Below are 26,124 nucleotides of genomic sequence, written 5' to 3' on the forward strand. Positions count from 1 at the left end.
GCCGGGCCGGGGCGGTCGTGCCGGTCTCCCGTCTCCCGCGAACCGGTGGACGGCGGGCCCCGGAACGGCGGGCTCCGGACGGGACCCGGCCGGTGCGGCCGGTGCGGTCGCGTCAGTCCTCCACGAGCTGCGGGACGGCGGGCTGCCGGCCGCACGGGGTGGTCCTGATCTCCTCCGGCCAGGCGAGGGCGATGCCGAGGGTCTCGGTCAGCGTCCGCCGGAAGTCGGCGAGCCGGGCCGGGTCGGAGCGGATCTTGCGCGGCGGCAGGCCGGTGGCCAGCGCCTGGGCCACCAGCGCGCCCACGGCCTCGCCGATGCTCCACTCCACGGGGTGCAGCCGGTAGCAGCCGTTGGTGACGTGGGTGGTGCCGATGTTCTTGTTCGCGGGCAGCAGGTTGTCGACCCGCTGCGGCAGCAGCGCGCCGAGCGGGATCTGGAAGGGGTAACAGTCGACGTCGACGTAGGTGCGGCCGGACGTGCTCGGGTGCAGGTCGATCCGGTACGAGCCCAGCCCGACCGCGTCGGCGAACACCTCGGAACCGGCGAGGGACCCGGCGAGGGACCCTGTGAGGCGTTCGCGCGCCTGTACCCCGACGTGCTGCTCCAGCACGGTGAACTCGGCCCTGATCCGCCGCGACTCGCGGACGTACACCGACTTGGCCAGGCCGTCCTCGGTGCCGACGAGGTCGGGGCGCGGCCGCAGGCCCGGGTATCCGGCCTCGGTCTGCATCCAGTACAGGAACGACAGCGACAGGTCGCGGGCACCGGCCAGCGCGGCGTCCCGGTCGGCGCCGGGGCCGATCAGCGGCCGGTCCCAGTAGTCGATCTGCGGCCAGTTCACCAGGGTGACGTCGCGGGAGATGACGCCGGGCTCGTACTGCTCCGCGGCCACGATCCGGCGGAAGTGCCACAGATCGTGCTCCCCGGGGACGTGCCCGTTGTCGTGGAACAGGCCGCGCGAGCGTACCGACAGGTCGATCGGCTCCACGTCCGTCCAGGACAGCTGGGGTCCGGGCCAGAACGGGGGCCGGTGGGTGCTCCAGTGGGCGTAACCGGCCGGGCGGTCGATCGTGTGGTCCTCGCCCGGCCGGTACTCCAGCGGGAAGCACCAGCTGACGGCCTGCTGGTCGAGGGGGTCGGCCACGGGCGCGGCGTGCGGCTCCCCGGTGTCGGCGACGCCCTCGGCGCCCACCACGTGCTCGACCCCGGCCAGCGGGAGCAGGTCGCCCAGATCGGTGGCGTCCACGACGTAGTCGGCCGTCACGATCACCTCGGTCCCGTCGGGCCGCGCGAAGGTGACCGCGTCCACCCGGTCGCCCGTCACCTCGGCCGCCACGGGCACGTGCCGCAGCAGGACGGTGACCAGCCCCGCGGTCCGGTACGGCGCCAGCATCTCCTCGATGACGGCCAGCGCCGCCCGGGGCTCGTGGCACAGCCCGCTGACCACGCCGAGGCCCGGGTTGAGCAGGCGCTGCGCGGCCACCGAGGGCCGCAGCGGGTAGTTGCGGCGGTAGTGGCCGCGGATGCCCTCGCGCAGCCTGCGGTAGCTCGGCGAGGCGTAGCGCGACTCGATCCACGGGTTCTCGTCCGGCGGGACCGCCTGGGCGGTGAGCTGGCCGCCCAGCCAGTCGGTCTCCTCGGTGAGCACCACCCGCCGGCCCAGTCGCGCGGCGGTCAGCGCCGCGGCGACACCGCCGAGGCCCCCGCCGACCACCAGCACCGGCGCGTGCGTCTCCTGCATGATCATCCCTTCACGCCGCCCTCGGACAGGCCGGCGACGAAACTGCGTTGGTTGAAGACGAAGACGGCCAGGACCGGCAGCAGCACCAGCACCGAGCCGGCCATGGCGGGCCCGTAGGCGACGTTCCCGCCGGTCAGGAACTGGCTCAGGGCCAGCTGGACGGTCTGCGTCCCGGGCGAGCTCGTGATGACGAGCGGCCAGAGGAAGTCGTCCCAGACGGCGGTGAAGGCGAACACCGCGACGGTCGCGACCAGCGGCCTCGCCAGCGGCAGGTAGATCCGCCAGAAGAGCCGGAACTCGCTCGCGCCGTCGACCCGGGCGGCCTCGCCCAGCTCGTCGGGGAGCCCCATGAAGTACTGCCGGGCGAGGAAGACGTTGAGCGGCCCGATCAGGTGCGGCAGGGTCAGCCCGGCCAGCGAGTCGAGCAGCCCGGAGCCGCCCCGCCCGAGCAGGTCGTTCCCGCCCGCCAGCGGGATCCCCTTGGCGATCAGGAACAGCGGGATGACGGTCACCGCCACCGGCACCATCGTGGTCGCGACGATCGTCATGAAGATCGCGTTGCTTCCCCGGTAGGGCAGCTTGGCGAAGGCGTACCCGGCGAGCAGCGCGAACACGCAGTTGGCGGCGACCACCAGCAGGGCGACGACCAGCGAGTTCGTCATCGCGGTGGCGAGGTTGCCCGCGTCCAGGGCGACGGAGAAGTTGTCCAGGACAGGATCGTCCGGCAGCAGCCTCGGCTCGGCCGAGAACACCTCCGACTCGGGCTTGAACGCGATCGAGACCATCCACCAGAACGGGACGAGCACCAGCAGCGTGGCGATGACCAGCGCGACCACGGACCCCGGCCTGCGCATCACTTCCTCCCGTTCCCGCGCATCGCGACGAGCGCGAAGGCGAAGATCGCCGCGAACAGCACGAAGGCCATGGCGCTGGCGGAGCCGAACCGGTTGTTCTGGAACGCCTCCTGGTAGATCAGGTAATTGGTGGTCGTGGTCGAGCCGAGCGGCCCGCCGCCGGTGAGGATGAAGATCTCGGCGAACGACTGCGACAGGTAGACGATGTTGATCGTGACCACGTAGACCATCACCGGCCGCAGACCGGGCAGCGTCACGTGCCGGAACCGTGCCCAGGCGCCCGCGCCGTCCATCTTCGCGGCCTCGTACAGGACGCCCGGGATCGCCTGGAGCCCGGCCAGGAAGAGCACCATGTTGCCGCCGAGGGCCTTCCACACCCGCATGACCGCGACCGAGTGCAGCGCGGTGTCCTCGTCGAGGAGCCAGTCGCGAGGGGCGAGGCCGAGGGAGCCCGCGAGGTCGTTGAACCAGCCGTCCGGGGAGTACATCCACAGCCACACCAGGCTGACCGCCGTCAGCGGGACGATCCTGGGCAGGAACAACCCGGCCCGCAGCAGCCCGATGCCGGGGATCCTCCGGTTGGCCAGCAGTGCCAGGCCGAGCGCGATGCCGACCGCGAACGGCAGCACCTCCGCGACGAACTGGACGGTCACCCGCAGGGACTTCAGGAAGTCGGCCGAGCCGAGCAGCACCGTGTAGTTGCCGACGCCGACCGGCCGGGGAGCGCCCCGGTCGAGCGGGCTGTAGCTGGTGAAGCTCAGGTAGAACCCGTACAGCACCGGGAAGAGCTGGAAGACGGCCAGGTAGACCAGGACCGGGGCGGTGAAGACGAGCCCGACGAGCCTGCGGCGGCCGGTCGGGCCCCTGCCCGAGGTGCCCCGGGCCCCCCCGGATCGCCCGGATCCCCCGGCGACCGGCCCGCGACGGCGCCGCGGGCCGGTCGCCGCCGCGCTCGGCCAGCAGCGCCATCACTGGGCCGCGAGGAGCGGCCCGGCCTCGGCCGCCGCGTCGTCCAGGGCCTTCTTCGCGGTCGCCTTCCCGGCCAGCGCCTCCTCCAGGTGCTTGTCGAGCACGTCGCGGACCTGCACCCAGGCCGGGACGTTCGGGCTGCCCTGGTAGGCGGGGGCGGCGTCGATGAACGGCTTCAGCAGCGGCTGCCCGGTGACGTAGGCGCCCTGGGCGGCCGAGGCGCGCACCGGCAGCCCGCCGACCGCCTCGGCGTAGCGCTCGTTCACGCCCTCGGAGACCATGAACGCGGTGAACTTCCAGGCGAGGTCCTTCCTCGCCGAGTCGGCGTTGACGAACAGGCCGGTGGTCGCCCCGCCGAAGGTCTTGGCGTCCGCGGCCTTCAGCGGGGGCAGCACCCCGATCTTCGAGGCGAGGCCGGGCACGGCCTTGACCATCTGGAGCACCTGCCCGGCGGTCGCGGAGACCATCGCCGCCTTGCCGGTGGCGAGCGGGTTCTGCCCGGCGGGCTGGTTGGCGAAGTCGCGGCCGAGCTGGTCGCTCACCCTGGCGTCGCCGCTGTAGAGACCGGCGAAGTACTCCAGCGCCTTCACGCCCTCGGGCGAGTTCCAGGTGACCTTCCGGCCGTCCTGTGACAGCAGCGTGCCGCCCTCGGAGCCGATCAGCCCCTGGAAGCTCTGCACGCGCTGGATCTTGGCGGACTGGAGCATCAGCCCGGCCCGCTGGATCGTTCCACCCTCGCGGACGGTCAGCTTCCTCGCCGCCTCGGCGGCCTCGGCCCAGGTGGCCGGCTCGGTGACGCCCGCCTCCGACAGCAGGTCCTTGCGGTAGGCGACAAGGACACCGTTGCCGCCCAGCGGGATCAGGTACTGCGTGCCGTCCACCCGGCCACCGGCCAGGTAGGGCGCGAGGTCGGTCCTGTCCTCGGCGGGCAGGGCGGCGATCCGGTCGTCGAGCGGCTCGATCCGCCCGGCCGCGGCGAAACCGGCGGCGGCGGCCGGGCCGTGGCCGAACACGTCGGGGGCGCTGTTGCCGGCGAAACCGGCGTTGAGCTTGGGCGACATCTGAGCCCAGTCGACGAAGGTGACCTGGACCTTCGCCTTGTTGGCGGCCTCGAACTCCGGCACCAGCCTCTTGGTGACGAGCTCGATCTCCGGGGCGGAGTTGCCGGGGAACCAGACGGTCAGCGCGGCGTTCGCGTCCCCGCCTCCCGCGCCGGTCGCGCCGCCGGCGCCGCCGGCACCACCGCCGCCCGTCCCGCAGGCCGTCACGGCGAGAAGGACGCCCGCGGCGGTCGCGGCGGCGAGGAATCCGCGCCTGTCGACGGCCGTCCACCGGTTTGTGATCATGAGCTGCTCCTGTTTCGGAGGGTGATTCGAAAGGGGGAAGGGCGGTTCCCGGCGCTGGACCGCCGGGAACCGGGAGGTGTTCGTCCGTGCCGGGAGCCTGGCGGGCCGTCAGGCGGTCGCCGGGAGCCGTGGAGCCGGTCGTGGTTCGTCGTCAGGGTCCGGGCGGGCCGATCGGGTGTCGCCGGGAACCGGGGGTTCGGTCGTGGTCAGGATCTGGGCGGGCCGATCATGTGGTCGTCGGGCAGGCCGCAGGGCAGCAGGTGGTGCTGGTCGCCCGGGTCCCCGGAACCGGCCAGGATACGGGTGAGCATCTTCACCGCGCCGCGGCCCATCTCGTTACGGGGGATCCGCAGGCTGCTCCAGCCGCTCTCGGTCATCGTCACCAGGACGACCACCGACATGTCCGCGGGAGCGGCCATGCCGCGCTCGGCCAGCGCGGCGACGAGCTGCCTGGCCAGGGGTTCGTTCTCGGCCAGGACGGCGGTGACGCCGCCGGCGTGCGCGGCGTCGACCCAGGCCGGGTCGAGCTGCGACGTGACGTACATCAGCTCGGGCAGTCCGGCGTCGGCGCAGCCGGCCCGGTAGCCGGCCTCCTTGTCGAGGAAGACCTCCATCCGGTCCGGCCCGGTGACGTAGGCGACGCGCCGGTGGCCCAGCGCGGCGAGCCTGCCGACGACCTCCCGGGTGGCGCTGGCGTAGTCGGCGCCGACCCAGGAGATCTCGGTGCCGGGCACGGTCCTGCGTCCTATGTGGACGAAGGGGTACCCCTCGGCGGCGAGCCGGGCCAGCTCGGTGGAGCCGGGCTCGACACCGAGCAGGACGCTGCCGTCCGCGAGCGCGAGCCGGTTCATCCCGTCGGTGTAGATCCGGCGGCGGCCGTCGAGGTCCTCGGTGGAGGCGAACAGCACCAGGTCGTAGCCGTCGGCGACGGCCTGTTGCTCGATGCCGACCAGGAACTCGTGGTAGAAGTCGAGCTGGTCGACCGGGAAGATCGACTCGAAGGTGTGGACGCCGAGCAGGCGGTTGCGCTTCCCGCGCAGGCTGCGGGCCGCCGGGTTGGCGGCGTAGCCGAGCTGGCGCACCGCCTCCAGCACGCGCTGGACGGTCTGCTCCGGGATCCCGGTCTCCGGGCCCCGGCCGTTGACGACCGCGGAGACCGTGGCCTGGGAGACGCCCGCGAGCCTGGCAACGTCGGCCTGGCGGGCCCGGCGCCGCTGTCCCTCCATCACTCTCCTAATTCGTATCAGTCAAGCGGAGACAGCCATCAAGGGATGTTGGCTGATTCGTATTGGCGAAACCTTGCAAGACGGACGGGGCGCTGTCAACACCTTCGGCGAAAGAATCTCGAAACCTGCCGGAAACCCGCCCTTGACGGTCGCGAAGCCTGCGGGCTACCTTCCCGGTACGAATCGGAGGCGAGCACGTTTTCCCAGGTCATGTATTACTAATACGAATCAGAGGTATCAGCGTGGGGCTTTCCGGCACCTCCGCCGTCCTGGCGCTCGTCGGCGCACTCCTCCTTCCCCAGGCCGCCCACGCGGCCGGGACCGTCTCCCCCGCCGGCACGGCCGCCGTCTCCCGTACGGCCGCGACCGTCCACACCGGCACCGTCCACACCGGCACGGACGGGGTCTCCCGCGCCGCCGTCGCCGGGACCACCTACCACGTCGACGCGACCGGCGGCTCCGACACCGCGGCCGGGACCTCGCCCTCGACGGCCTGGAGGACGCTCGGCAAGGTCAACGCCCAGACCTTCGGGCCCGGCGACCGGATCCTGCTGAGGTCCGGCGGCGTCTGGACGGGCCAGTACCTCGACCTGCGCGGCTCGGGAGCGGCCGGATCGCCGATCGTGCTGGGCCGGTACGGCACCGGGGCCAGGCCCCGCGTCGACTTCGCCGACACGGCCGTGAACGGCGAGGGCTTCGGGGTGCGGCTGCGGAACGTCTCGCACTGGGAGATCGGCGACCTGGAGATCACCAGCGGGCAGCAGCCCACCGACCGGCGGCGCAGCGGCGTCCTCGTCGTCGGCGAAGGCACCGGCGCGGGGAACCTCGCACACATCCACGTCAGGAACATGTACGTCCACGACGTGTTCGGCACCGACCGGCGGACCGGCGGGATCAACGTCCACGCCCGGGGAGCCGCCACCGACCCCGAGAGCACCTGGACGGACGTGCTCATCGAGGGCAACACCATCGACAACGTCGCCGACACCGGCATCCAGACCATGACCGACGCGCTGCTCAACACCACCTGGGCGCACGACCTCGACGCCTTCCGGAACCTGGTGATCCGCGGCAACACCGTCACCCGGATCCACCGCGACGGGATCCTCGTCCGGTCCGGGCTGGCCCCGCTCGTCGAGCACAACACCACCGACCGGATCGGCGAGTCCACCACCTCGGCGCTGCCGTACCTCGACGACATCGCGGTCGTGGCCGCGCAGTGGATGTACGCCACGACCGACGCGGTCTTCCAGTTCAACCAGGCCTTCCGCACCCGCAGGCTCGACGGCGACGGCCAGCCCTGGGACTTCGACCAGAAGGTCTACCGCAGCGTCTACCAGTACAACTACAGCCAGGACAACGAGGGCGGCACGCTGCTCGTGATGGACCAGACCGACGACAACGTGTTCCGCTACAACATCTCCCAGAACGACCTCGACCGCAGCGTCGGGGTGTTCCACCTGGTCAACGGGTCGGGCGACCTGAAGGTCCACAACAACGTCTTCTACCGCTCGGCCGGGCAGACCGGCCAGATGACCGGGACGTCGACCGGGCAGGTGGCCTACGTCGGCAACATCTTCGTGAACCAGGCAGGCGGCGCCTACAGCATCGGCGGCAACGTCACCTACGACCACAACCTCTACTGGGGGACCAACGCCTCCCAGCCCGACGATCCCCACGAGATCATCGCCGATCCCCGGTTCGTCACGCCGGGCGGCGCGACCGGCCTGGCCTCCGCGGGCGCCTACCGGCTCCGGCCGGGCTCACCCGCGATCGACAGCGGCGTCGCGGTCTCCCCGTCCGGCGGCCGGGACTTCTTCGGGACCGCGCTCTACCAGGGCTCCCCCGACCGCGGCGCGCACGAGTCGGCCGCCGTCCCCGCCACCGTCCTGCTGTCGGACGACTTCGGCGACGGCGACGCGGCGGGCTGGACGACCTCCGGCGGGTCGTGGTCGGTCACCGGCGGCGCGTACTCCCAGACCTCCACCGCGCCCGCCGAGAGCCTCGCCGTCACCGGCTCCGTCCCCTGGACCGACCACACCGTCCAGGGACGGGTCCGGGTGAACACCGCGGGCGCCAACGCGGGCCTGGTCTTCCGGTACGCGGGCACGTCCGACTTCTACCTGTTCCGGCTCAACGACACGACCGACACCGCCGACCTGTACAGGAAGAGCGGCGGCACGCTCACCCTGCTCGCCGGCGCCTCCGTCCCGGTCGTCCCCGGCACGTTCCGCACGCTCAGGGTGACCATGTCCGGCCCGGCCGTCACCGGCTTCGTCGACGGGGCCCAGGTGCTCACCTGGGCCGGCCCCGCCACCGGACCGGCGTCCGGCAGGGTCGGCCTGCGCATGCACTCCGGCACCGCGACCCTCGACGACCTGCTCGTCACGACACCGTAGGACCCCGTAGGGCCCCGGACGCGGGCTGCCTGGGTGAGCCCCACCGGAAATGCAGGTGCGCGGTCTGCGGTGGCTCTGTAGCGTTTCACGTGGTTCGCCGGGCTCGGAGAGGGCACGGGTCGAGCCCGGTCGGTCATCGGTTCACAGGTTCGATTCCTGACGGGATCCTCGGATCTCGACGCCGGCCGGGGTCGCCACATCCGCGTCTTCTCCCGGCCCGGTGAACCGGTCGGTCCTGCCTGCGGTACGGGTCGAATCCGGTCGGTTACCGCCTTCTCAGCGGGTGACGCGGGTTCGAATCCCGCCGGATCCACCCGTGGATCCGTCGTCCAGCGGCCCAGGACACCTATGCCGGTCGGAGCTCCCACATCCGTACCACCGGCAGGACCGACCGGAAGGGGAGGGCGGGTCGAAGAACGTCGGTTATGGGATCAATGGGTCGCGGGTTCGAGTCCCGTCACCGTGGCCCGGCCACGGTGTAGCTCAGACGGCAGAGCAATTGGAAAAGCCCGGCGTTCGTCACCACATCCGCCCTCCCCTTTCGCGTGCCCGCACCCCGGCGGGCCGCGTCCCCGCATCCGCCCCGGCGGGTCGAGCCAGAAGGAGAGCGCCATGGCACGTGATCCACTCGCGAGGATCTCCACGATCGTGACGTCGCAGATGCGGCGCCTCCCCGGCCGCCGCGACCAGGTCCGCAACAACGCCGGCGGTTACGGCTTCGCCAAGGACGTCTGGAACGGGCTGGAGGACTTCCTGATCCTCGGCACCACCGGGGGCACGTACTACGTGGGCGAGGACCGGCTGACGGCCGACAACGCCGACGTGCTGTTCCGGGCGATCGACGAGGACGGCCCCCGCGCCGTCCGGCTGATCGTGGACGTCTCCACCGCGCGGCCGCCCCGCGCGCCCAAGCCCCGCCCGGCCGTCTTCGCGCTCGCCGCGGCGTTCGCCCGGGGTGACCCCGGCACCCGCCAGGCCGTCAAGGCCGCGTTCCCGCTGGTCGTGCGGACCACCGACCACCTGGCGATGTTCGTCGGCTACCTCAAGGCTCTCGGCGGCAAGCCGAGCCGCAACGGCTCCTCCCTGGTCGCAGGGCGGGCGCTGCGGACGACCCTGGCGAGCTGGTTCCTGCGCGACGAGCCGGACGCGGTGGCGTTCCGGGCGTGCAAGGCGATGCAGCGCAGGACCCCCGCCGGGGAGGCCCTCGCGCTGCGGGACGTGCTGCGCATCGCCCACCCCGCGGCCGCCACGCCCGCGCACCGGGCGCTGTTCGGCTGGATCGCGGGCAACGTCGGCGACGACGCGGCCCGGGAGGCGCTGCCCGCGATCGACGCGTTCCTCACCGCCAGGGCGGTCACCACGCCGGCCGAGGCCGTGCGGGTCGTGTCCGGGCGGCGGGTGCCGTGGGAGTTCCTGCCCGACGCGATGCTGCGCGAGCCCGAGGTCTGGGACGCGCTGGTGGACACGGTCGGCCTGACCGCGCTCATCCGCAACCTCGCGCGGATGACCAGGATCGGCACGCTCGTCCCCCTGGGCGACGCCACCGGCCGCGCGGTCGCGCGCCTCACCGACGCCGAGGCGCTGCTGCGGGCGCGGATCCACCCGATGGACGCGTGGCTGGCCCTGCGCGTCTACGCCTCGGGCCGCTCCCGGCCGAACCCGCGGGCCGAGGTCCAGACGTGGCGGCCGGTCCCGGCGATCCTGGACGCGCTGGAGGAGACCTACGAGCTCTCCTTCGGCACGGTCGAGCCGTCCGACAGGCGGCTGCTGGTCGCGGTGGACTCCTCGGGGTCGATGAGCGGCACCTGGGGCGGCCGCCTCACCGTGGGCGGGTCGGAGATCGGCTCCCCGTACGAGGTGGGCTGCGCCATGGCGGTCATGCTGGCCCGCATCGAGAGGGGGAACGTGCACGTCATCGACGTCGACACCGCCGTGCACGCCTCCCGGGTGAGCGCGCGGACGAACCTGCGGGAGATCGCCTCCTGGCGGCCCTCGGGGGGCGGCACCGACCTGTCGCTGCCGTTCGACTGGGCGCTGCGGAAGAAGCGGCACGTGGACGGCATCGTGGTCTTCACCGACAACGAGACCTGGGCGGGCCGCTCCCACCCCAGCCAGGCGCTGGCCGCCTACCGCGAGGCGGTCAACCCGCAGGTGCGCGTCGTGGTCACCGCGATGACCGCGGCCGGGCACTCGATCGGCGACCCGAAGGACGCGGGCGTGCTCAACATGGCGGGCCTGGACGCGTCCCTGCCGTCGGTGGTGAACGGCTTCCTCCGGAGCCGCTGAGAACGAGGCGGGCCGGTCCGCGACCGGCCCGCCTCCTGCCGGTCGCGGACCGGCCCCCCGCCCGGTCGCACGACACCGGCCCGCCTCGTGCCGGTCGTGCCCTGGCAGGATGGGCCGCAGGCGCGACAGAGGAGACCTCATGGCATACGACGTGGCGGCCGTACGGGCCTGTTTTCCCGCCCTGGACGAGGGGGCGGCGCACTTCGACGGGCCGGGCGGCTCACAGGTCCCCGAGCGGGTCGCGCGGGCCGTGGCCGGCGCGCTGGGGTCGGCGGTCTCCAACCGGGGGGTCGAGACCGCCGCCGAGCGGCGCGCCGACCGGATCGTCACCGAGGCCCGCCAGGCCATGGCCGACCTGCTCGGCGCCCGGCCGGGAGGCGTCGTGTTCGGCCGGAGCATGACGCAGCTCACCTACGACATGGCCCGCACGCTCGCCAAGGACTGGCGTCCCGGTGACGAGGTGGTGGTCACCCGGCTCGACCACGACGCCAACATCCGGCCCTGGGTGCAGGCGGCCGAGGCGCGCGGGGTCACGGTCCGCTGGGCCGACTTCGACCCCGGGCGCGGCGAGCTGGACGTGGCCGAGATCGCCGGGCTGCTCGGTGAGCGCACCCGGCTGGTGGCCGTCACGGCCGCGTCGAACCTGCTGGGCACCCGGCCGGACGTCCCGGCGATCGCCGAGCGCGTGCACGCGGCCGGGGCCCTGCTCTACGTCGACGGCGTGCACCTGACGCCGCACGCCCCGGTCGACCTGGCCCGGCTCGGCGCCGACTTCTACGCCTGCTCGCCCTACAAGTTCCTGGGCCCGCACCTGGGCGTGCTCGCCGCCGACCCGGCCCTGCTGGAGACGATCCACCCCGACAAGCTGCTGCCCTCCGCCGACGCGGTGCCCGAGCGCTTCGAGCTGGGCACGCTGCCGTACGAGCTGCTGGCCGGGACGACGGCGGCGGTCGACTTCCTCGCCGATCTCGTGCCGGGCGAGGGGAGCAGACGCGACCGGCTGGCCGCCTCCATGGCGGCGTTGCAGACGCACGAGAGGTCCATGCTCGACCGGCTCGACACCGGCCTGGCCCAGATCGCCGGGGTGACCTCGTACGGCGCGGCGACGCGCGAGCGCACGCCCACGACGCTGTTCTCCGTCGACGGCGTCAAGCCCGCCGAGGTCTACCGGTTCCTGGCCGGGCGCGGCGTCAACGCCCCCGCGAGCAACTTCTACGCCCTGGAGTGCTCCCGGCGGCTGGGCCTGGGCGACACCGGCGCGGTCCGGGCCGGGATCGCCCCCTACACCGACGCCTCCGACGTGGACCGGCTGCTGGAGGGCGTCCGCGAGCTGGCCCGCCGGGTCTAGGCGTACCCGGTCACGACGGGTGACCGTGGCCGATCCCGCCCAGGGGCGTTCCGGGGACCGGCCCCTCGCCACCGCCTACACGCTCTGGGGAACGCGGCACCGGACGGGCTCCGCGGGCTCCGCGCGGTCCGTGCCGTCGGCCGCGACCTCGGCGGCGGCGCGGACCACCCGGGCGATCCACGGATCGCGCAGGCCCTCGCGCCAGGCGACGGCGATCGTGTACGCGCTCGCGTCGCGCACCGGGCGGTACACGATGTCGTCCCCGTGGTACCGCCCGGTGAACGAGGAGGGGATCAGCGCGACGGCCTGGCCGAGCGCGACGACCTCCAGGAGCTGGGAGGTGTCGTGGACCGTCGGGCCGGCCGGCCGCTCGCCGCCCGGGGCGGTGTCGCGGCCCGCCCAGTAGTCCTGCTCGGCGGTGTTCCCGCCCGGCCATCGCGGCATCGGCGACCCTGCGAGATCACTGCAGGTCAGAACGGCGCGGGCGGCGAGGGGATGGGTGCGCGGAAGGGCCGCCACCCTCGGCTCGGTGAGGAGCGGCTCGGCCTCGAGGCCGGACAGGTCGTACGGCGAGCCCAGCAGGGCCAGGTCGGCGCGGCCGTCGCGGAGCATGCCGGGCTGCTCGCCGTAGCCGCTGACGGCGACCTCGACGTGCGGGGCCTCCGGCATCCCGGCGACCGCCGACACGATGTCCCGCAGAAGGCCGGTCGCCACGCACGGCTTCGCCGTGATCACAAGGGTGGGCCGGGCCGCCCTGCGGGTGCGGTGCGCGGCGGCGGAGACGGCGTCGAGGACGCGGCGCGCCTCGTCGAGCAGCCTCAGCCCGGCGGGGGTGAGGGAGAGCCGGTGGCCGGTGCGATCGAGGAGGTCGGTGCCGAGGCGGCGTTCCAGCCGGCGGATCGCCCTGGAGAGCGGCGGCTGCGCGATCCCGAGCCGCCGGGCGGCGCGCGTGACGTTGAGCTCCTCGGCCACCGCCTGGAAGTAGCGCAGTTCACGAACTTCTAGATCGACCATACCCGCAGGGTATAGCGAGGGTCCGGAACGGTCTTTCCCCGCTGCGGGACGGGTCTGGTGAGGTGGGAACCGCATCGACGATCAGCCGGAAAGGGCCACATCATGAATGATCTTGATTATGGGAAACAGGTCGTGCGGGCCTACCTCGATCTGGCCTTCAACGCCAAGGATCCCGCGCAGGCGGCGGCCAGGTACGTCGGGGACCACTACATCCAGCACAACCCGCACGCGGCGGACGGGCCCGAGGGGTTCGTGGCGGCCGTGTCGGGATTCGTCGAGCGGTTCCCCGAGCTCGGTATCGACGTCAGGCGGATGGTGGCCGAGGGCGATCTGGTGGTCGCCCACAGCCTGCTGAAGGTCTCGCCCGAGGACCGCGGAAGCGCGGTGATGGACATCTTCCGGCTGGAGGACGGCCGTATCGTCGAGCACTGGGACGTGGTGCAGGCCGTTCCCGATCACTCCGCGAACGCGAACACCATGTTCTGAGACCGGCAGCGACGCCGCCGGCCTCCCGGTGCCCCGGGGACGCGGCGTCCGGCCGGAGCGGCCTCATCCCGGGGCCGGGCCGCCGAAGAGGCCGCCGGTGACGCAGACCTGGGCCTGGGCCGAGAGCACCTCGATCCGGACCGAGCCGCCGGGCTCGGTGAACGGGACGTGGATCTTCCCGGGTCCCTGCTCGAAGACCACCTCGGTCTCCTGCCCGCCGACCCGCACGTAGGCCGCCGTCCGGGCGGTCGAGCGGTAGTCGAGGCCGAGGACGACCATGCCGCCCCGGTGCGCGAGGGGGATCGAGATCACCCCACCCTGCTGCGGGAAGCAGCCGCCCGGGGCCGCGACGTAGGGGCCGGTGAGCCGGGCCGGGACCAGCCTGCGGCCGGTGGGGTCGAGCACGAGCGGGCGTGCGGCGGGCCGGGGGTTGCGCATCAGCGCGGCCAGCTCCGGCGGGGCCAGCGGGCTGAGCGTGAGGTTGCTGAGGCCCTCGTCGCCGTAGCCGAAGCCGAACCGGTCGTAGGGGGTCTTCTGCGGGTAGACGTCCGTGCCGGGCGGGGCCGCGGCCAGCGTCGCGCGTACCGAGGCGAGGTAGGAGCGGATCTCGGCGCGTCCGGGCTCGGTCCCGGCCACGTACCTCTCCCCGGAGTACACCGAGCAGGCGGTGACGGCCACCGCCAGCGCCACGCAGGCCGCCCGGACCGCGCCGCGGGCCGGGATCCGGCGCCGGTAGGCCCGCGCCTCGCCCAGCAGCGGGAGCGTGGCCAGTGCCAGGCACAGGGCGAGCACCGGGACGGCGTCGGCGAGGTAGCGGGCCTCCTCCCCCAGCGCCTTGTCGAAGGCGCGCCCGGCCAGGATCGGCACCATCAGCACCGGGAGGTAGACCGCGAGGATCAGCCACGCCTTCCAGGCCCCCCGCCGGAAGAACAGGGTGACCGCGACGACCGCCGCGACGAGCAGCCAGGCCGCGCCGACCATCAGCGGCGGCGGCACCGCGTAGAAGGTGTACCACCACGTCCCCGGCCCGCCGGAGGCCAGCACCGGGAAGGTCACGCCCAGCATCCGGGCCGTCGCCCGGCCCGCCACCTCCGCCGCGGGCGTCTCGACGCTCTGGCCGTGCAGCCGGTCGAGCTGCAGGACGAACAGGATCGAGTACGCGCCCGCCACGGCCGCGTAGGCGCCGAGGACCACCGCCAGGGAACGCAGGCGCTCCCGGACCGGGAAGTACAGCACGGTCACCAGGACGAGCAGCAGGGGGATGGCGAAGACGGCCTTGAGGTGGAACGAGCAGAGCCCGAACAGGAACCACAGGCCGGTCACCAGCGCGTCCGTCCCCCGTCCCGAGCGCAGGTACGTCACGTGCGAGGCGACGGCCAGGGCGATGGCGATCTGCAGCGGCAGCGCCTGGACCGCCGCCGCCCACCAGTAGAAGGCGGGCAGCGCGAGCGGGGAGAACAGGTACAGGGAGAAGGGCACCAGGATCGCCAGGCGCGTCCCGAACAGCACGCGCAGCATCCGGTACACCGCCAGGGAGGCGGCCAGCTGGAGGAGCAGCAGCGCGGCGGCGGTCACCGTCCAGTCGTAGGCGCCGAAGGCGACGATCAGCTTGTTGGCGATCATCCCCACCGGCATCACGTGCGCGGAGTAGACGCCGAAGAGGTACCCCGGGTCGAGCGGCTCGGCCGTGGCCCGCCCGATCATGTTGAGGTCGTCGCCGAAGAAGCCGCCCCGGTTCAGGATCGTGGCCCGCCAGGCGAGTTGGCCCACGACGAGCACCAGGGCGACGGCGAACACCCGCCGGTCCCGGGACGGGGGCCGGGGGGCGCCTGCCCGGGAGGCGGGGACACGCTCTGTGACCTGGGGGGACGGCATCGTTCTCCACACTCGTCGCTCTGGATGAGTTCCTAACGTACGCGCCCCGGAGAGGCTACCTACTCATCGGTGATGCGACCCAATCGTTCCACGGCGCCCAGATACCCCTCGATCATGCTGAAGACGACGTCCCTGGAGGACCTGACCTGGTTCATCGTGCCGATGATCTGCCCGGCCGGGAAGGTCGCCAGCTCGGCCGCGTCCGAGCGGCCGATTCGCCGGAGCGCGTCGGAGACCAGCATGAACTGCAGTGGCATCGGCAGCGTGCCGGGCGAGTCGGCCGCCTCCCAGGCGTCGGTCCACTCGTTGCGGAGCAGCCGGGCGGGCTTCCCGGTCCAGGACCGCGAGCGGACGGTGTCGCGCGAGGTGGCCTCCAGGATGCGGCGCTTGGCCATCTCGGGGGTGTCGGCCTCCTCGACGGCCAGCCAGATGGAGCCGGTCCACACCCCTTCGGCGCCCAGCGCCATCCCCGCGGCCATCTGACGGCCGTCGCCGATGCCCCCGGCGGCCAGCACCGGGACGTCGACGGCGTCCACCACCTGCGGGATGAGGACCATCGTGGAGATCTCCCCGGTGTGCCCGCCGGCCTCGGTGCCCTGCGCGACGACGATGTCCACGCCGACCTCGACCTGCTTGATCGCGTGGCGGGGGGTGGAGGCGAGCGCGGCCACCTTCACCCCCTTGGCGTGGGCCTGGTCGACCACGTCGGCCGGGGGCGGGCCGAGCGCGTTGGCGAGCAGCGCGATCGGGTGGCGCAGCGCCACCTCCACCTGCGGGCGGGCGGTGGCGTCGGTCCAGCCGAGCAGCACCCTGCCCGCGTCCGCGCCGGCCGACAGCGGCGGCACCCCGTGGGCGGCGAGCAGGCCGTCGACGAACTCCCGGTGCCCCTGGGGGATCATGCCCTGGAGGCGTCCGACCAGGTCCTCGGGGGAGTCGAGGCCCAGGTCGGAGCCCGCGTAGGAGGCGGGCATGACCACGTCGACGCCGTAGGGCCTGCCGTCGACGTGGTCGTCGATCCATGCGAGCTCGACCTCGAGCTCCTCGGGGGTGAAGTAGAGGGCGCCGAGGACACCCATCCCCCCGGCACGGCTGACCTCGGCGACGACGTCACGGCAATGGCTGAACGCGAAGATCGGCAACTCTATCCCGAGCATGTCGGTTACACGTGTCCGCATGCTGTGACTGTACGACCGCCCGGGAACAAACTGCAACGTGTTCTAATGCAGAACCTTTCTTCCGTTCCGAAACCTAAGCTACTCGTGAGTAATCAACATCAAGAAACGTGGAACGCGTTCCAGTTCTATGGCCGTGAAGGCATGCGAAAAGCGGGAGGCCGCGGGCGTCGCCCGCGGCCTCCCGCCGCCGTTCTCGTCCGGTCGCCTCCGGTCGCGTCGCGGACCCCGGCCACCGGCCGGGACGCCTCACCGCTCCGCGCGGCGCCTGACCAGCAGCAGGCCGGAGATCACCAGGGCCAGCCCGAGCACCAGCAGGACCAGCGGGATCGTGGTCCTGAGCATCGCGATGGTGTTCTTGCCGTCCGTCGCGTTCTTGACCAGATCGTCCTGGGTCTGCTGGGTCATCTTCGCGGTGGCGACGAAGGCCACCGAGCGCTCGACGCCGTCCTTGGTCTTGAGCACGTCGTGACGCTGCTGCTCCTGGCGCACCGGAGAGCCGGTGGCCGGCTCGATCCAGAAGGTGTTGACGCCGTCGTAGACGCGGTCGACCTCCACGTCACCGGTCTCGTCCATGCCCAGGTAGGAGGCCGGGGCGGAGAGGGTGTCGATCGTGGTCGGCGGGATGGTCTGCTCGAACCGGTAGACCCTCAGGCCGCCGACCTGCTCCTCGGTCACGAACCTGGCGTCGAACGCCTTGCCGGTGGTGGAGTTGAAGACGCTGTAGGTCTTCTTCTCCACGTCGAACGGCCACTTGTAGATCTGGCCCTGGAGCTGGGCAGGCTCATCGTTGATCTTGACCGAGCAGCAGTTGATGCCCTCGCCGGTGTACTTGTTGAAGGCGCTGCGACGCTCGCTGTAGGTGATGAGGGGGTTGGAGTTGGTGACGTCGTTCACCACCATGACCTCGTCCCAGACGACCCGGTCCCCCTGGGCTCCGGCGACGTCTCCCCTGGTGGTGACGGTGATGTCGAGATCGCCGGTCACCACCTTGCCCTTGTCCCCGACGCTGAAGTACTGCGCGTCGTCGGCCTCGAGCTTGCTGATCCCGTACTGGTCGGCCGGCGCGGCGATCAGAGCGGGCGCCACCTGGAACCGCACCAGAGGCGCGAGAACAAGGAGAAATGCCCCGATTCCGATCAGTACCAAACCGATGACGCGACGCATCGCTCCTCCAGGGGCCGTCCGCTATACAGGTGTGCCGATTGCCCTATAACAAGTTCCATTTCGCGATATGTTAGTGCTGGGAGTCATCTACGTCACCAGGGATGCCAAAAAGTGACCGAAACAGGTTCTATGCCGGTTCACCGGAGGCCGGCCGGCGGTGACGTGGGCGATCTCCCCGCGGTCGGCGGGCACCTGGACGCCATGGACGGCGTCCGTGCGGTCGCCTCTTTCGGCGTTCTTCTCTATCACGTGGCGAGCACGACGGGGGCCTCCCTGCGGGAGGGATTCCTGCCCTCCCTGCTCTCCCGGGGCGACATCGGGGTGCCGATCTTCTTCCTGCTCTCGGGCTTCCTGCTCTACCGGCCCTGGGCACGCCGGACCGTACAGGGGACCGGGGCCGGCCGGGTTCACGGGGCCCACGAGAGGCCCGGGGACACCAGGGACACCGGGCACGCCCCGGACGTCGGGGACTACCTGTGGAAGCGGGCGCTGCGCATCCTGCCCGCGTACTGGCTGGTGGTCGCAGTGGCGCTGACGCTCTGGTCCTGGCCGCAGGCGGCCGACCCGTGGAAGTGGCTGCCGTTCGTGCTGCTGGTGCAGAACTACGTCCCCGATCCCTGGTGGGGCGGGGTGAGCCCGCCGGGGCTCGGGCAGATGTGGAGCCTCTCGGTCGAGATGACGTTCTACCTGGCCCTGCCGCTGATCGCCGCCGCCCTGCACGCGCTGGCGCGGCGCGGGGCGGACCCGGTGGCCAGGGCCCGGCTGCTGCTCGGCGGCGTCTGCGCGCTCGGGGCGGTCTCCCCGCTGTGGGCGGCCTTCAGCCACTACCCGGTCCACCGCCCCGAGCTGGGCCTCTGGCTGCCCCGGCTGCTGATCTACTTCGCCGCGGGCATGGCGCTGGCGGTCGTCTCGCTCTGGGTGCACGCCGAACCCGACCCGGACGCTCCGGTACGGCGCCTGACCCGGGGGATCCGCGAGTCCTGGGTGACCTGCTGGATCATCGCCGCCCTGGTCTACGTGGTGGCGGCCAGCCCGATCGCGGGGGGCCGCCTGTTCGAGATGCAGGACCTGTGGACCGACCTGTTCGAGATGACGCTCTACACGGTGTTCGTGCTCGCTCTGCTCTCCCCGGTCGCCCTGCAGCCCCCCCGGCCCCTCGCCGATCCGCTCGCTGCTGGGCAACCGGGTGATGCGCTACCTGGGCCGCATCTCCTACGGCGTCTTCCTGTGGCAGTTCGTGGTGATCGTGGGCTGGTACGAGCTGACCGGCCAGGAGTCCTTCAGCGGCGGCCTGCTCTCCACGCTGGCGGTGTGCACCGCGCTCACCGTGCTGCTCGCCGACCTCAGCCATCGGCTGGTCGAGGCTCCGGCGCTGCGCCTGCACCGGCTGCGCCGCCGTCCCGCCCGGAACTGACCCCGGCGGCGCGGGTCAGGCGCACACCGGCCACCAGCACCGCCACGCCCAGCACCAGGAAGGAGATCGGGATCACCAGGTTGACCAGCGTCGCCCGGCTCTGGAACTGCCGGGCCTCCCCGGCGTTCCAGCGCTCGTCCCCGGTGCTGGTGCGCAGGTCGGCCGCGAGCGCGATCACCCTCCCCCGGCCGTCCGGCGTGCGCAGGGTCCTGACCAGGTTCTCCCTGAACCCGATCACCATGCCGCTGGTCGGCTCCACCCAGAAGGTGCGGGTCCCGTTCAGGTAGGCGTCGACCGGGAACAGCTCCGCGTCCGACGCGGAGACTCCCGAGGTGCCCGCGGTCCCCGTGGTCCCCGTGGTCCTCGCGGCCCCTGGAGAGCGGGACGTCTGCGGGGACCGCCTCTTCTCCGGTCGCTTCGCGGTCTTCCGCTCCTCCGGCTCCTCCGGTTCCCCCAGGCCCAGGACGGATCCGGGCAGCCGCATGGGCTGCTGGACGTAGGGCTCGTCGACCAGGCGCTGCGCGTAGCGGTACACCCGCACGCCGTGCAGGGTCTCGATCCCGTCGAAGCGGGCCGCCACCGGCCTGCGGGCCAGCGGGTCGTAGACCTGGTACGCGATCGGCCGGGCCTCGAAGGGCCAGCGGAAGAGCAGGCCGCGCGGGGCGGGGTCGGGGTTCTCGTCGACGTAGTCCTCGCAGCAGGGGAACGCCTGCGCCGTGCGCCGGTCGAAGGCCAGGCGCCGCTCGTGGTAGTCGACCCGCTGCCCGCTCCGGGTGGCGAGCGAGACGAACTCGGTCCACACCGCGACGTCGGGCGTGGACCTGACCGTGTCGCCGTACCGGGCCACGGCCTGCTCCAGCGGGACGCCGCTGCGGACGCGCAGGGCGGCGGTGTCGAGGTAGGAGCCGGACTCGGTGGTCAGCATGGTGATCCGGTTCTGCTCGGCGGGCAGCACCAGACCGCTGGGATAGACGTACAGGCGGACCAGCGCGGCCAGCGTGATCAGGAAGGCCCCGGCGGCGAGGACCAGCACCCCGCGCAGCCGCTCCCCGCTCATCCCCCGGCCGGTCGCCACCGAACCGGTCGCCTCGGAACGCGTCGTCTCGGAACCGGTCGCCGCCGAGCCGGTCGCCTCGGGAACGGTCACCTCGGAGCCGGTCGCCACCGAGTCGGCCGACGGGTCCGTCGTGGGGCCGGTCATCGTCGCTCCACCGGCCGCCCGGCCGGTCGCGCCGGGACGGTCTCGACGGGCACCGGAGTCGCTGTGCCGGGCACCCGCAGCCACGGCCTGGACGGCCGGGGCACCCGCACCGCGGCGAACAGCAGGCCCAGCACCGTCAGGCACAGGTACTGCGCCACGACCGCCCCGGCCTCCCCGCCGTACCCGAGCGCGAGACCGGCCGCGCCGAGCCCCGCCACCACCGGGAACGGCGTGAGCAGCACCCTGCCGATCCGGTACGCCCGGCCGCCCGCGCTGTGCTCGGCCGAGGCGACGCCGCGCAGCCACAGCGCGAGCGCCGCCACCGTACCGGCGAGCGCGGCACCGGCCCAGCCCTCGGCCACCAGGCCCAGCACCGGGACCAGCGGCCAGAGCCAGGCCGCCCGCACCCGCGCGGCCGGTGCGGCGGCGAGCGTCCGCACCCGGCGCGGCCGGGCCAGGGCAAGCGCCGCGACCAGGGCGACCAGTGCCCAGCCGACGAGCAGCGCGGTCCGGTAGAGCCCGTCCGGGGCGTACGTCATCACCACGGTCCCGTCCCCGGGCGGCAGCAGCCAGGCCTGCCGCCAGCCGTCGAGCCGGGCCGGTTCCAGCACGCGCCCGCCGAACGTGGCCCGCCAGCCCGCGTTGAAGTTCTCGCCGAGCGCCAGGTAGGAGGGCTCGGTCGTGGAGACCCGGACCCGGCGCTCCCCCGCGTCCCAGCTCTCGACCGCGGCCGGGCGCAGCACCGCAGGAGCCGCGCCGGAGCCCGCGCCGGTCCCGCCGGTGGCGCGCAGGACCATCGAGTCCACCCGGAACCCCTGGGCGGCGGCCGCGCGTACCCGCAGCGTGCCCGCCTGCGTCCAGACCGCCTCGCAGGTGCGGTACGGGACCGGGCGGCCGGCGAACAGGTCGCCCAGGGTCCCGCCGCGGATCTCGGTGGGCGTCTCGACCCCGTTGACGGTGAGCATGGGGCCGAACCCGCAGGGCATCCTCAGCGGCTGCGTGCCCAGGGCGGGCAGCGGCCTGATCCCGGGGACGGACACCCCGAGCACCTCCATCCGCCACGAGCCCAGGGCGGTGAAGGTGATCTGGACCCGGTCGGCCCGCATCGGCGCGAAGCCGATCCAGCCGTCCCGGGACGCCCACGCGTACCGGACGGAGTCACCGGCGGTGATGGTGACCCGCACGGGTGGCGCCCCCAGCCTGGTGTCGGGGAAGTCGACCCGCAGCCGCGACAGGGTCACGGTCCTGCCCAGCTCGGCGGTGAGGGTGGGTGCGAGGTCGGCCCGCCCGGCGTACCAGACGGTCCTGTGGTCGTCGTCGAACGCCGCGTACGCCCCCGCGGCCGGGACGTCGGCCGCGGTGGAGGAGGCGGTGACGCGCGGGAAGGTGCCGGGGGGCATCAGCACGGTCTCGGCGGCCCGCTGGTCGGCGAGCACGGCCCTGCCCTCCAGCACGCGCCGGCCGGTGGCGACCGGGAACGACCGGTCGAAGGCGTAGCCGTCCTCGCCCACGTAGCGGAGCCGGTCCGCGCAGGTCCAGGCGTAGGAGCCGAGCATGCAGCCGGGGGCGGCGTCGGTCCGGCTGGTCACGACCGTCCGTCCCGGCGCCGGGGCGTCCCGGGAGGGGTCGGCCGGGGTCGCGGAGGGCACCACGAGGGTACGGCCGGGCCGGACGCCGGGAATGGCGATCTCGGTGATACCGACCCGCGGGTTGGGGTCGCGCAGGACGCCGGTCACCCGGATCCGGATCCTGGAGGTCTTCCCCGCCGGGACGTTGAGCCGTTCCCACAGCGAGGTGAGGCCGAGCCGGGTGCGGACCCGGCCGGTGTCGGTCTCCACCATGACCTCCGAGACCGTCACCGCCTCCTCGGAGCGCTCGAACACCGCCTGGATCGAGGGGACCGCGATCGGCTCGGCCAGCCGGACCTCCAGCCACTGCTCGACCGCCGGTTCCCAGCCGGTGGAGCGCCAGCCGGTGCGCAGGTCGTCGTCCAGCGCCGCGTACGGCTGCTGCCCGGCGTCGCGGGTGCCCGGGGTCGCCCCCAGCCTGGACTGCGAGGAGGAGGCGGTGACGGACTCGACGCCGGTGAGGACGGCGACGGTCTTCGGCTCGTCCCAGGCGGGGTCCGTGAGGTCGTGGGCGGTGCCGCGTCCCTCGTAGGGCTCGTCCGGCGTCATCGTCTCGGTGTAGGGCCTGCGCAGGTCGCTCACGACCAGCTCGCGACGGCGCATGGTGTCGGTGAGCACCGTATCCTCGGCCGGGATCGCGTCTGCGCCGGGGTCGTCGCCGAGGATCACCGGGCGGTCGTCGCCGAGCACGCCCTCCTCGGCCATGGTGAGCAGCGCCTCCGGGGCGCCGGAGACCCGCAGCGGCCGGGCCGCGGGCACCGTGCCGACGACCGGGCTCGCCCCGGTGACCTCGTAGATCTCCAGGGACGCGTACGGCTGGTCGAGCCAGCCCGACGCGGTCGGGGAGTCCTCGAAGCCGACGGAGGGCCCGAAGCCGCGCACCCTGCTCAGGCCGGGAGAGCGGTCCAGGGCCTCGTGCACCCGGGCGGGCCAGGCGTCACCGAAGGCGACGCGGTCCAGGTCGTTGCGGACCAGCAGGTAGCGCACGCCCATCCGGCGCAGCGCCCGGGTCAGCCCCTCGGAGCCCTGCCCGTTGGCGAAGCGGTCGTCGATCGCCTTGACCAGGCGGTTCGACCCGGCCGTGCCCCAGGGCACGATCGTGTTGCTCACCCACCTGGCCTTCTTCAGCAGCGGCTGGAACGGCTCGTCCAGCGGGCGTCCCCAGGTGTACTCGCCGCGCCGCGCCCCCGGCAGGACCAGCACGGTGCCCTGGTCGGCCCGCTCGTCCAGCCAGGAGGCCGCCTGCCGCCAGTGCTCGGGGACGTCGGCGAAGGCGCCGCCCGGGGCGATGCCGGCGGTCGCGACGGGCATCAGGGTCAGCCCGGCCAGGGCGGCGACGGCCACCGTCGCGGGGAGGCGGACGGCGGCCCTGACGGCCCCCACGTGGGAGACCAGGGCGGCCAGGCCCAGCACCAGCGGGAGCCGCAGCAGCGCGTTGAACTTGTGCAGGTTGCGGAAGGGGGCCAGCGGGCCGTCCAGCAGTGCCCTGAGCGGCTCGGCGAGCGGCCCGGTGTGGCCGGCGACGAGAACGATCACGCCGGCCAGGGCGGTCAGGACCAGGAAGGGCCGCTCGGGGGTGCGGGCGAGCGTGAGACCGGCCAGTCCCAGCCCGGCCACCAGGGCGGTGACCACGACCAGCCAGGGCACGGTGGCGTGCTCGTAGGCGGCGGGCAGGTAGGGGCGGCCGTCCACCGGCAGGAAGGCCACCCAGTGGTTCATGCCGCGCAGCACGTTGGTCAGCGACCCGACGACCGTGGTCGTCCACGCGTTCTCGGTGAACGGCATGAAGGAGAAGACGTAGCGGCCCAGCATCACCAGCGGGACCAGCCACCAGAAGGAGACCGCGGCGATCGCGGCCAGCCACCAGGCGATCAGCCGCCGCTTGCGCGGCCCGGGACGGCGGGTCAGCAGGTAGATCATCGGTACGACGAGCACGGCCAGCTCGGCGGCGGCGTTGATGCCCCCGGCGAACAGGAAGACCAGCGCCGACAGGCAGGCGGCCCGGCGCGGGGTCGTCTCCCCCTGCGCGCCCCTGATCAGGAAGAGCAGCACCCAGGGCAGCACGGCGCTGGGGGCGAACTCGACGGAGTTGAACCCCATCAGGGCCTGCGCGTGCGGGGCGAGCGCGTACGCCAGGCCCGCCAGCACCCCGGCGAGCGGGCCGCCGATCCGCAGCGCCCGTGCCACCTGGGCGACGCCGACGAAGGCCGCGCACAGCATCAGCGTCACCCACAGGCGCTGGACCACCCAGGGCGGCATGTCCGCGTTGATCAGCAGGGTGTAGAAGGGCCCCATCGGGAAGATGTAGCCGTACGCCTGGTTCTGCAGGTGTCCCAGGTAGTCCTGGTCCCACATGTTCAGCGCCTGGGCCAGGAAGCCGATCGGGTTGACCGGCATGTCCAGCTTGGTCTCGGCGATGAGCCTGCCCGGCGCCATGTGGAAGGCGACCGCGGCGAGGAGGAGACATCCGGCCAGCAGCCTGAGCCTGCGGCGGAGCCCGGTGTCGGAGGCGCCGAACTCGGCGACGGGTGCCGACAGGCGGGCGATCCACGTGTCAGGGGTCACGGGCGCTTACGGCGGGTCGGTCTCACCCGAGGCGAGACAGAGATCGGATGCATGGAGGTGACGACCGTTTTTGGCTAACTCTGTGGTGATCAGTCCGGTCATCGTAGCGCCGGTTCTCCCCCAGGTGAACTCGGCGGCCCAGAGCCGGCACGCCTGCTGGATCTCCTCGCGCCGGGCCGGGTCCGACAGCTCCCCGAGCGCGCGGTCCACCACGCCGGCCAGCGTCTCACCGTCCCTGACCAGCCAGCCGGTGACGCCGTCGCGCACCGAGTCGCGCAGCCCCGCCACGTCGTAGGCGACCGTGGGGACGCCGAGCGCGGCGGCCTCGATCACGGTCAGCCCCCAGCCCTCGAACGCCGAGGCGGTGACGTTCAGCCGCGCGGCCCCCAGGATCGCGTTCTTGGCGGCCTCGGGCAGGAAGCCGTGCAGGTGGACCCGGTCCTCCACCCCCCGGCCGGAGGCGTGGGCGGCGAGCCGCTCCTGCTCGTGGCCGCGCCCGATGACGTGCACGTGCATGCCGGGCCAGGCGTCGCCGAGGTCACGGGCGAGGTCCACCACCCGCTCGACGCGCTTGTGCCCGACCAGCCTGCCCAGGTAGACCACGGCCGGGTCGCCGGCCACCCCGCCGGGATCGGCCACCGGGCGGGCCACCGGGCTGCCGTTCGGGATCACCTGGATGGGCGCGAGCCAGCCCAGCCGCTCGCGCAGCTCGGCGCGGGAGGACTCCGAGACCGTCACGGTCGGGCGGCGCCGGTAGACCAGCCGGGCCACCGGACCCTCGATGAAGCAGCCGATCCGGGCCAGCCAGGGCGGGAAGAACGCGTAGAACTGGCGGTCGTGCACGTGGTGCACCAGCGAGACGACCACGGTCCGGCGGCTCACCACCAGGGGCGCGAAGAAGGGGATGCCGTTCATGCAGTCGATGACGACGTCGAAGCGCCTGCGCCGCAGCAGCATCCAGAGCGGGACCAGCAGGTAGACCAGGAACGGGTTGCCCATCCGCCGCAGCGCGATGCCGTCGCGCTCCTCGGCCGCGGCCTGCCCGGCCTCCCTGGCGGTGACGAACGTCACCTCGGCACCCTGCCCGGCCAGGTGGCGGCTGACCTGCCAGGCGTACTCCTCGGCGCCCCCGGCCACGGACTGCAGCGGCTCGCGGAAGTTCAGGACGGCGACGCGCACCCCGCGCATGGAGAGCCGGCGCGGCCCGGTCGCGGCGACCAGACCCGCGGGCGCGACGGACGCGACCGGCACTGGGGGCACTGCGGGCGCGACGGGGGTGCGCGGGATCGCTCTGGCGCCCTGTCCGGCCACGAGCACTCCTATCTCCGCACGGCGTGTCTCCGCACGGCATGTCTCCGCACGGCGTGCGGGAACGGCGGCACCGGGGCGCCCGCGGGCATGCCGAGACCGGCCCCTGTCCCGTCGGGACGATT

General features: G+C 73.0%; 16 protein-coding genes, 1 tRNA gene and 1 pseudogene. 6 read left to right on the forward strand and 12 right to left on the reverse strand.

Features of this window, described 5'->3' with window-relative positions:
* Positions 1-112 precede the first annotated feature (112 nt).
* From ABD832_RS05115 to ABD832_RS05135, 5 genes are all read right to left on the reverse strand, one after another.
* Complete coding sequence (locus ABD832_RS05115) at positions 113-1,741, reverse strand: FAD-dependent oxidoreductase (RefSeq protein ID WP_344889092.1); 1,629 nt, start codon at positions 1,739-1,741, stop codon at positions 113-115.
* A gap of 2 nt (positions 1,742-1,743) precedes the next feature.
* A complete protein-coding gene (locus ABD832_RS05120) occupies positions 1,744-2,595 on the reverse strand; it encodes a carbohydrate ABC transporter permease (protein WP_344889095.1) in 852 nt (283 codons plus the stop codon).
* Entirely contained in the window at positions 2,595-3,374 is a 780-nt protein-coding gene (locus tag ABD832_RS05125; protein WP_344889098.1) for a carbohydrate ABC transporter permease, read from the reverse strand. Before ABD832_RS05125 ends, ABD832_RS05120 begins: the two co-directional genes overlap by 1 nt.
* Before the next feature lie 189 nt (positions 3,375-3,563).
* Entirely contained in the window at positions 3,564-4,910 is a 1,347-nt protein-coding gene (locus ABD832_RS05130; protein WP_344889101.1) for an extracellular solute-binding protein, read from the reverse strand.
* Between the two features lie 206 nt (positions 4,911-5,116).
* Positions 5,117-6,136, reverse strand: a complete 1,020-nt coding sequence (locus ABD832_RS05135) for a LacI family DNA-binding transcriptional regulator (RefSeq protein WP_344889104.1) — start codon at positions 6,134-6,136, stop codon at positions 5,117-5,119.
* Between the two features lie 242 nt (positions 6,137-6,378).
* Between ABD832_RS05135 and ABD832_RS05140 the strand changes: the two genes are divergently transcribed.
* The 4 genes from ABD832_RS05140 (at position 6,379) to ABD832_RS05155 (ending at position 12,169) form a co-directional block, all read left to right on the forward strand.
* Positions 6,379-8,535, forward strand: coding sequence for a 3-keto-alpha-glucoside-1,2-lyase-like domain-containing protein (locus ABD832_RS05140; protein WP_344889107.1), 2,157 nt, complete (start codon positions 6,379-6,381; stop codon positions 8,533-8,535).
* Positions 8,536-8,788: 253 nt separating this feature from the next.
* A tRNA-Ser gene (locus ABD832_RS05145) sits at positions 8,789-8,848 on the forward strand.
* 299 nt (positions 8,849-9,147) lie between these two features.
* The gene (locus ABD832_RS05150) at positions 9,148-10,821 is read left to right on the forward strand and encodes a TROVE domain-containing protein (RefSeq protein ID WP_344889110.1); all 1,674 of its coding nucleotides are present in this window, start codon (positions 9,148-9,150) and stop codon (positions 10,819-10,821) included.
* A 139-nt stretch (positions 10,822-10,960) separates the two neighbouring features.
* Positions 10,961-12,169 (forward strand): cysteine desulfurase-like protein, encoded by a 1,209-nt coding sequence (locus ABD832_RS05155; protein ID WP_344889113.1) that lies wholly within the window; start codon positions 10,961-10,963, stop codon positions 12,167-12,169.
* Between the two features lie 75 nt (positions 12,170-12,244).
* On the opposite strand, the gene ABD832_RS05160 is transcribed toward ABD832_RS05155, so the two are convergent.
* Complete coding sequence (locus ABD832_RS05160; protein ID WP_344889116.1) at positions 12,245-13,183, reverse strand: LysR family transcriptional regulator; 939 nt, start codon at positions 13,181-13,183, stop codon at positions 12,245-12,247.
* A gap of 102 nt (positions 13,184-13,285) precedes the next feature.
* On the opposite strand from ABD832_RS05160, the gene ABD832_RS05165 reads away from it, so the two are divergent.
* The gene (locus tag ABD832_RS05165; protein ID WP_344889119.1) at positions 13,286-13,669 is read left to right on the forward strand and encodes a nuclear transport factor 2 family protein; all 384 of its coding nucleotides are present in this window, start codon (positions 13,286-13,288) and stop codon (positions 13,667-13,669) included.
* Between the two features lie 63 nt (positions 13,670-13,732).
* Here the strand turns inward: ABD832_RS05165 and ABD832_RS05170 are convergent, their stop codons facing one another.
* The 3 genes from ABD832_RS05170 to pgfA form a co-directional block, all read right to left on the reverse strand.
* Complete coding sequence (locus ABD832_RS05170; RefSeq protein WP_344889122.1) at positions 13,733-15,466, reverse strand: hypothetical protein; 1,734 nt, start codon at positions 15,464-15,466, stop codon at positions 13,733-13,735.
* 137 nt (positions 15,467-15,603) lie between these two features.
* Positions 15,604-16,719, reverse strand: coding sequence for an NAD(P)H-dependent flavin oxidoreductase (locus ABD832_RS05175; RefSeq protein ID WP_344889125.1), 1,116 nt, complete (start codon positions 16,717-16,719; stop codon positions 15,604-15,606).
* 246 nt (positions 16,720-16,965) lie between these two features.
* Positions 16,966-17,883 carry a cell envelope lipid trafficking protein PgfA gene (gene pgfA, locus ABD832_RS05180; protein WP_344889128.1) on the reverse strand — a complete coding sequence of 306 codons (918 nt, stop codon included), beginning with the start codon at positions 17,881-17,883 and terminating at the stop codon, positions 16,966-16,968.
* Between the two features lie 201 nt (positions 17,884-18,084).
* Here pgfA and ABD832_RS05185 point away from each other — a divergent pair.
* A pseudogene (locus tag ABD832_RS05185) lies at positions 18,085-18,912 on the forward strand (acyltransferase family protein); the annotation flags it as partial.
* 314 nt (positions 18,913-19,226) lie between these two features.
* Here the strand turns inward: ABD832_RS05185 and ABD832_RS05190 are convergent.
* The 3 genes from ABD832_RS05190 to ABD832_RS05200 are packed head-to-tail and all read right to left on the reverse strand — an operon-like array spanning position 19,227 to position 26,002.
* Positions 19,227-20,498 (reverse strand): PorA family protein, encoded by a 1,272-nt coding sequence (locus ABD832_RS05190; protein WP_344889131.1) that lies wholly within the window; start codon positions 20,496-20,498, stop codon positions 19,227-19,229.
* Entirely contained in the window at positions 20,495-24,691 is a 4,197-nt protein-coding gene (locus ABD832_RS05195) for an alpha-(1->3)-arabinofuranosyltransferase domain-containing protein (protein WP_344889134.1), read from the reverse strand. The genes ABD832_RS05190 and ABD832_RS05195 overlap by 4 nt, the downstream gene beginning before the upstream one ends.
* Before the next feature lie 6 nt (positions 24,692-24,697).
* Positions 24,698-26,002 (reverse strand): glycosyltransferase family 4 protein, encoded by a 1,305-nt coding sequence (locus ABD832_RS05200; protein ID WP_413224135.1) that lies wholly within the window; start codon positions 26,000-26,002, stop codon positions 24,698-24,700.
* Positions 26,003-26,124 lie beyond the last annotated feature (122 nt).

This window comes from Streptosporangium longisporum (assembly GCF_039534895.1).
Lineage (GTDB): Bacteria > Actinomycetota > Actinomycetes > Streptosporangiales > Streptosporangiaceae > Streptosporangium > Streptosporangium longisporum.

Bases quoted from the DNA above. Each gene is read 5' to 3' on its own strand.
- ABD832_RS05115 (WP_344889092.1), bottom strand. From the start codon at position 1,741: ATGCAGGAGACGCACGCGCCGGTGCTGGTGGTCGGCGGGGGCCTCGGC.
- ABD832_RS05120 (WP_344889095.1), bottom strand. From the start codon at position 2,595: ATGCGCAGGCCGGGGTCCGTGGTCGCGCTGGTCATCGCCACGCTGCTG.
- ABD832_RS05130 (WP_344889101.1), bottom strand. From the start codon at position 4,910: ATGATCACAAACCGGTGGACGGCCGTCGACAGGCGCGGATTCCTCGCC.
- ABD832_RS05135 (WP_344889104.1), bottom strand. From the start codon at position 6,136: ATGGAGGGACAGCGGCGCCGGGCCCGCCAGGCCGACGTTGCCAGGCTC.
- ABD832_RS05150 (WP_344889110.1), top strand. From the start codon at position 9,148: ATGGCACGTGATCCACTCGCGAGGATCTCCACGATCGTGACGTCGCAG.
- ABD832_RS05155 (WP_344889113.1), top strand. From the start codon at position 10,961: ATGGCATACGACGTGGCGGCCGTACGGGCCTGTTTTCCCGCCCTGGAC.
- ABD832_RS05160 (WP_344889116.1), bottom strand. From the start codon at position 13,183: ATGGTCGATCTAGAAGTTCGTGAACTGCGCTACTTCCAGGCGGTGGCC.
- ABD832_RS05165 (WP_344889119.1), top strand. From the start codon at position 13,286: ATGAATGATCTTGATTATGGGAAACAGGTCGTGCGGGCCTACCTCGAT.
- ABD832_RS05175 (WP_344889125.1), bottom strand. From the start codon at position 16,719: ATGCGGACACGTGTAACCGACATGCTCGGGATAGAGTTGCCGATCTTC.
- pgfA (WP_344889128.1), bottom strand. From the start codon at position 17,883: ATGCGTCGCGTCATCGGTTTGGTACTGATCGGAATCGGGGCATTTCTC.
- ABD832_RS05190 (WP_344889131.1), bottom strand. From the start codon at position 20,498: ATGACCGGCCCCACGACGGACCCGTCGGCCGACTCGGTGGCGACCGGC.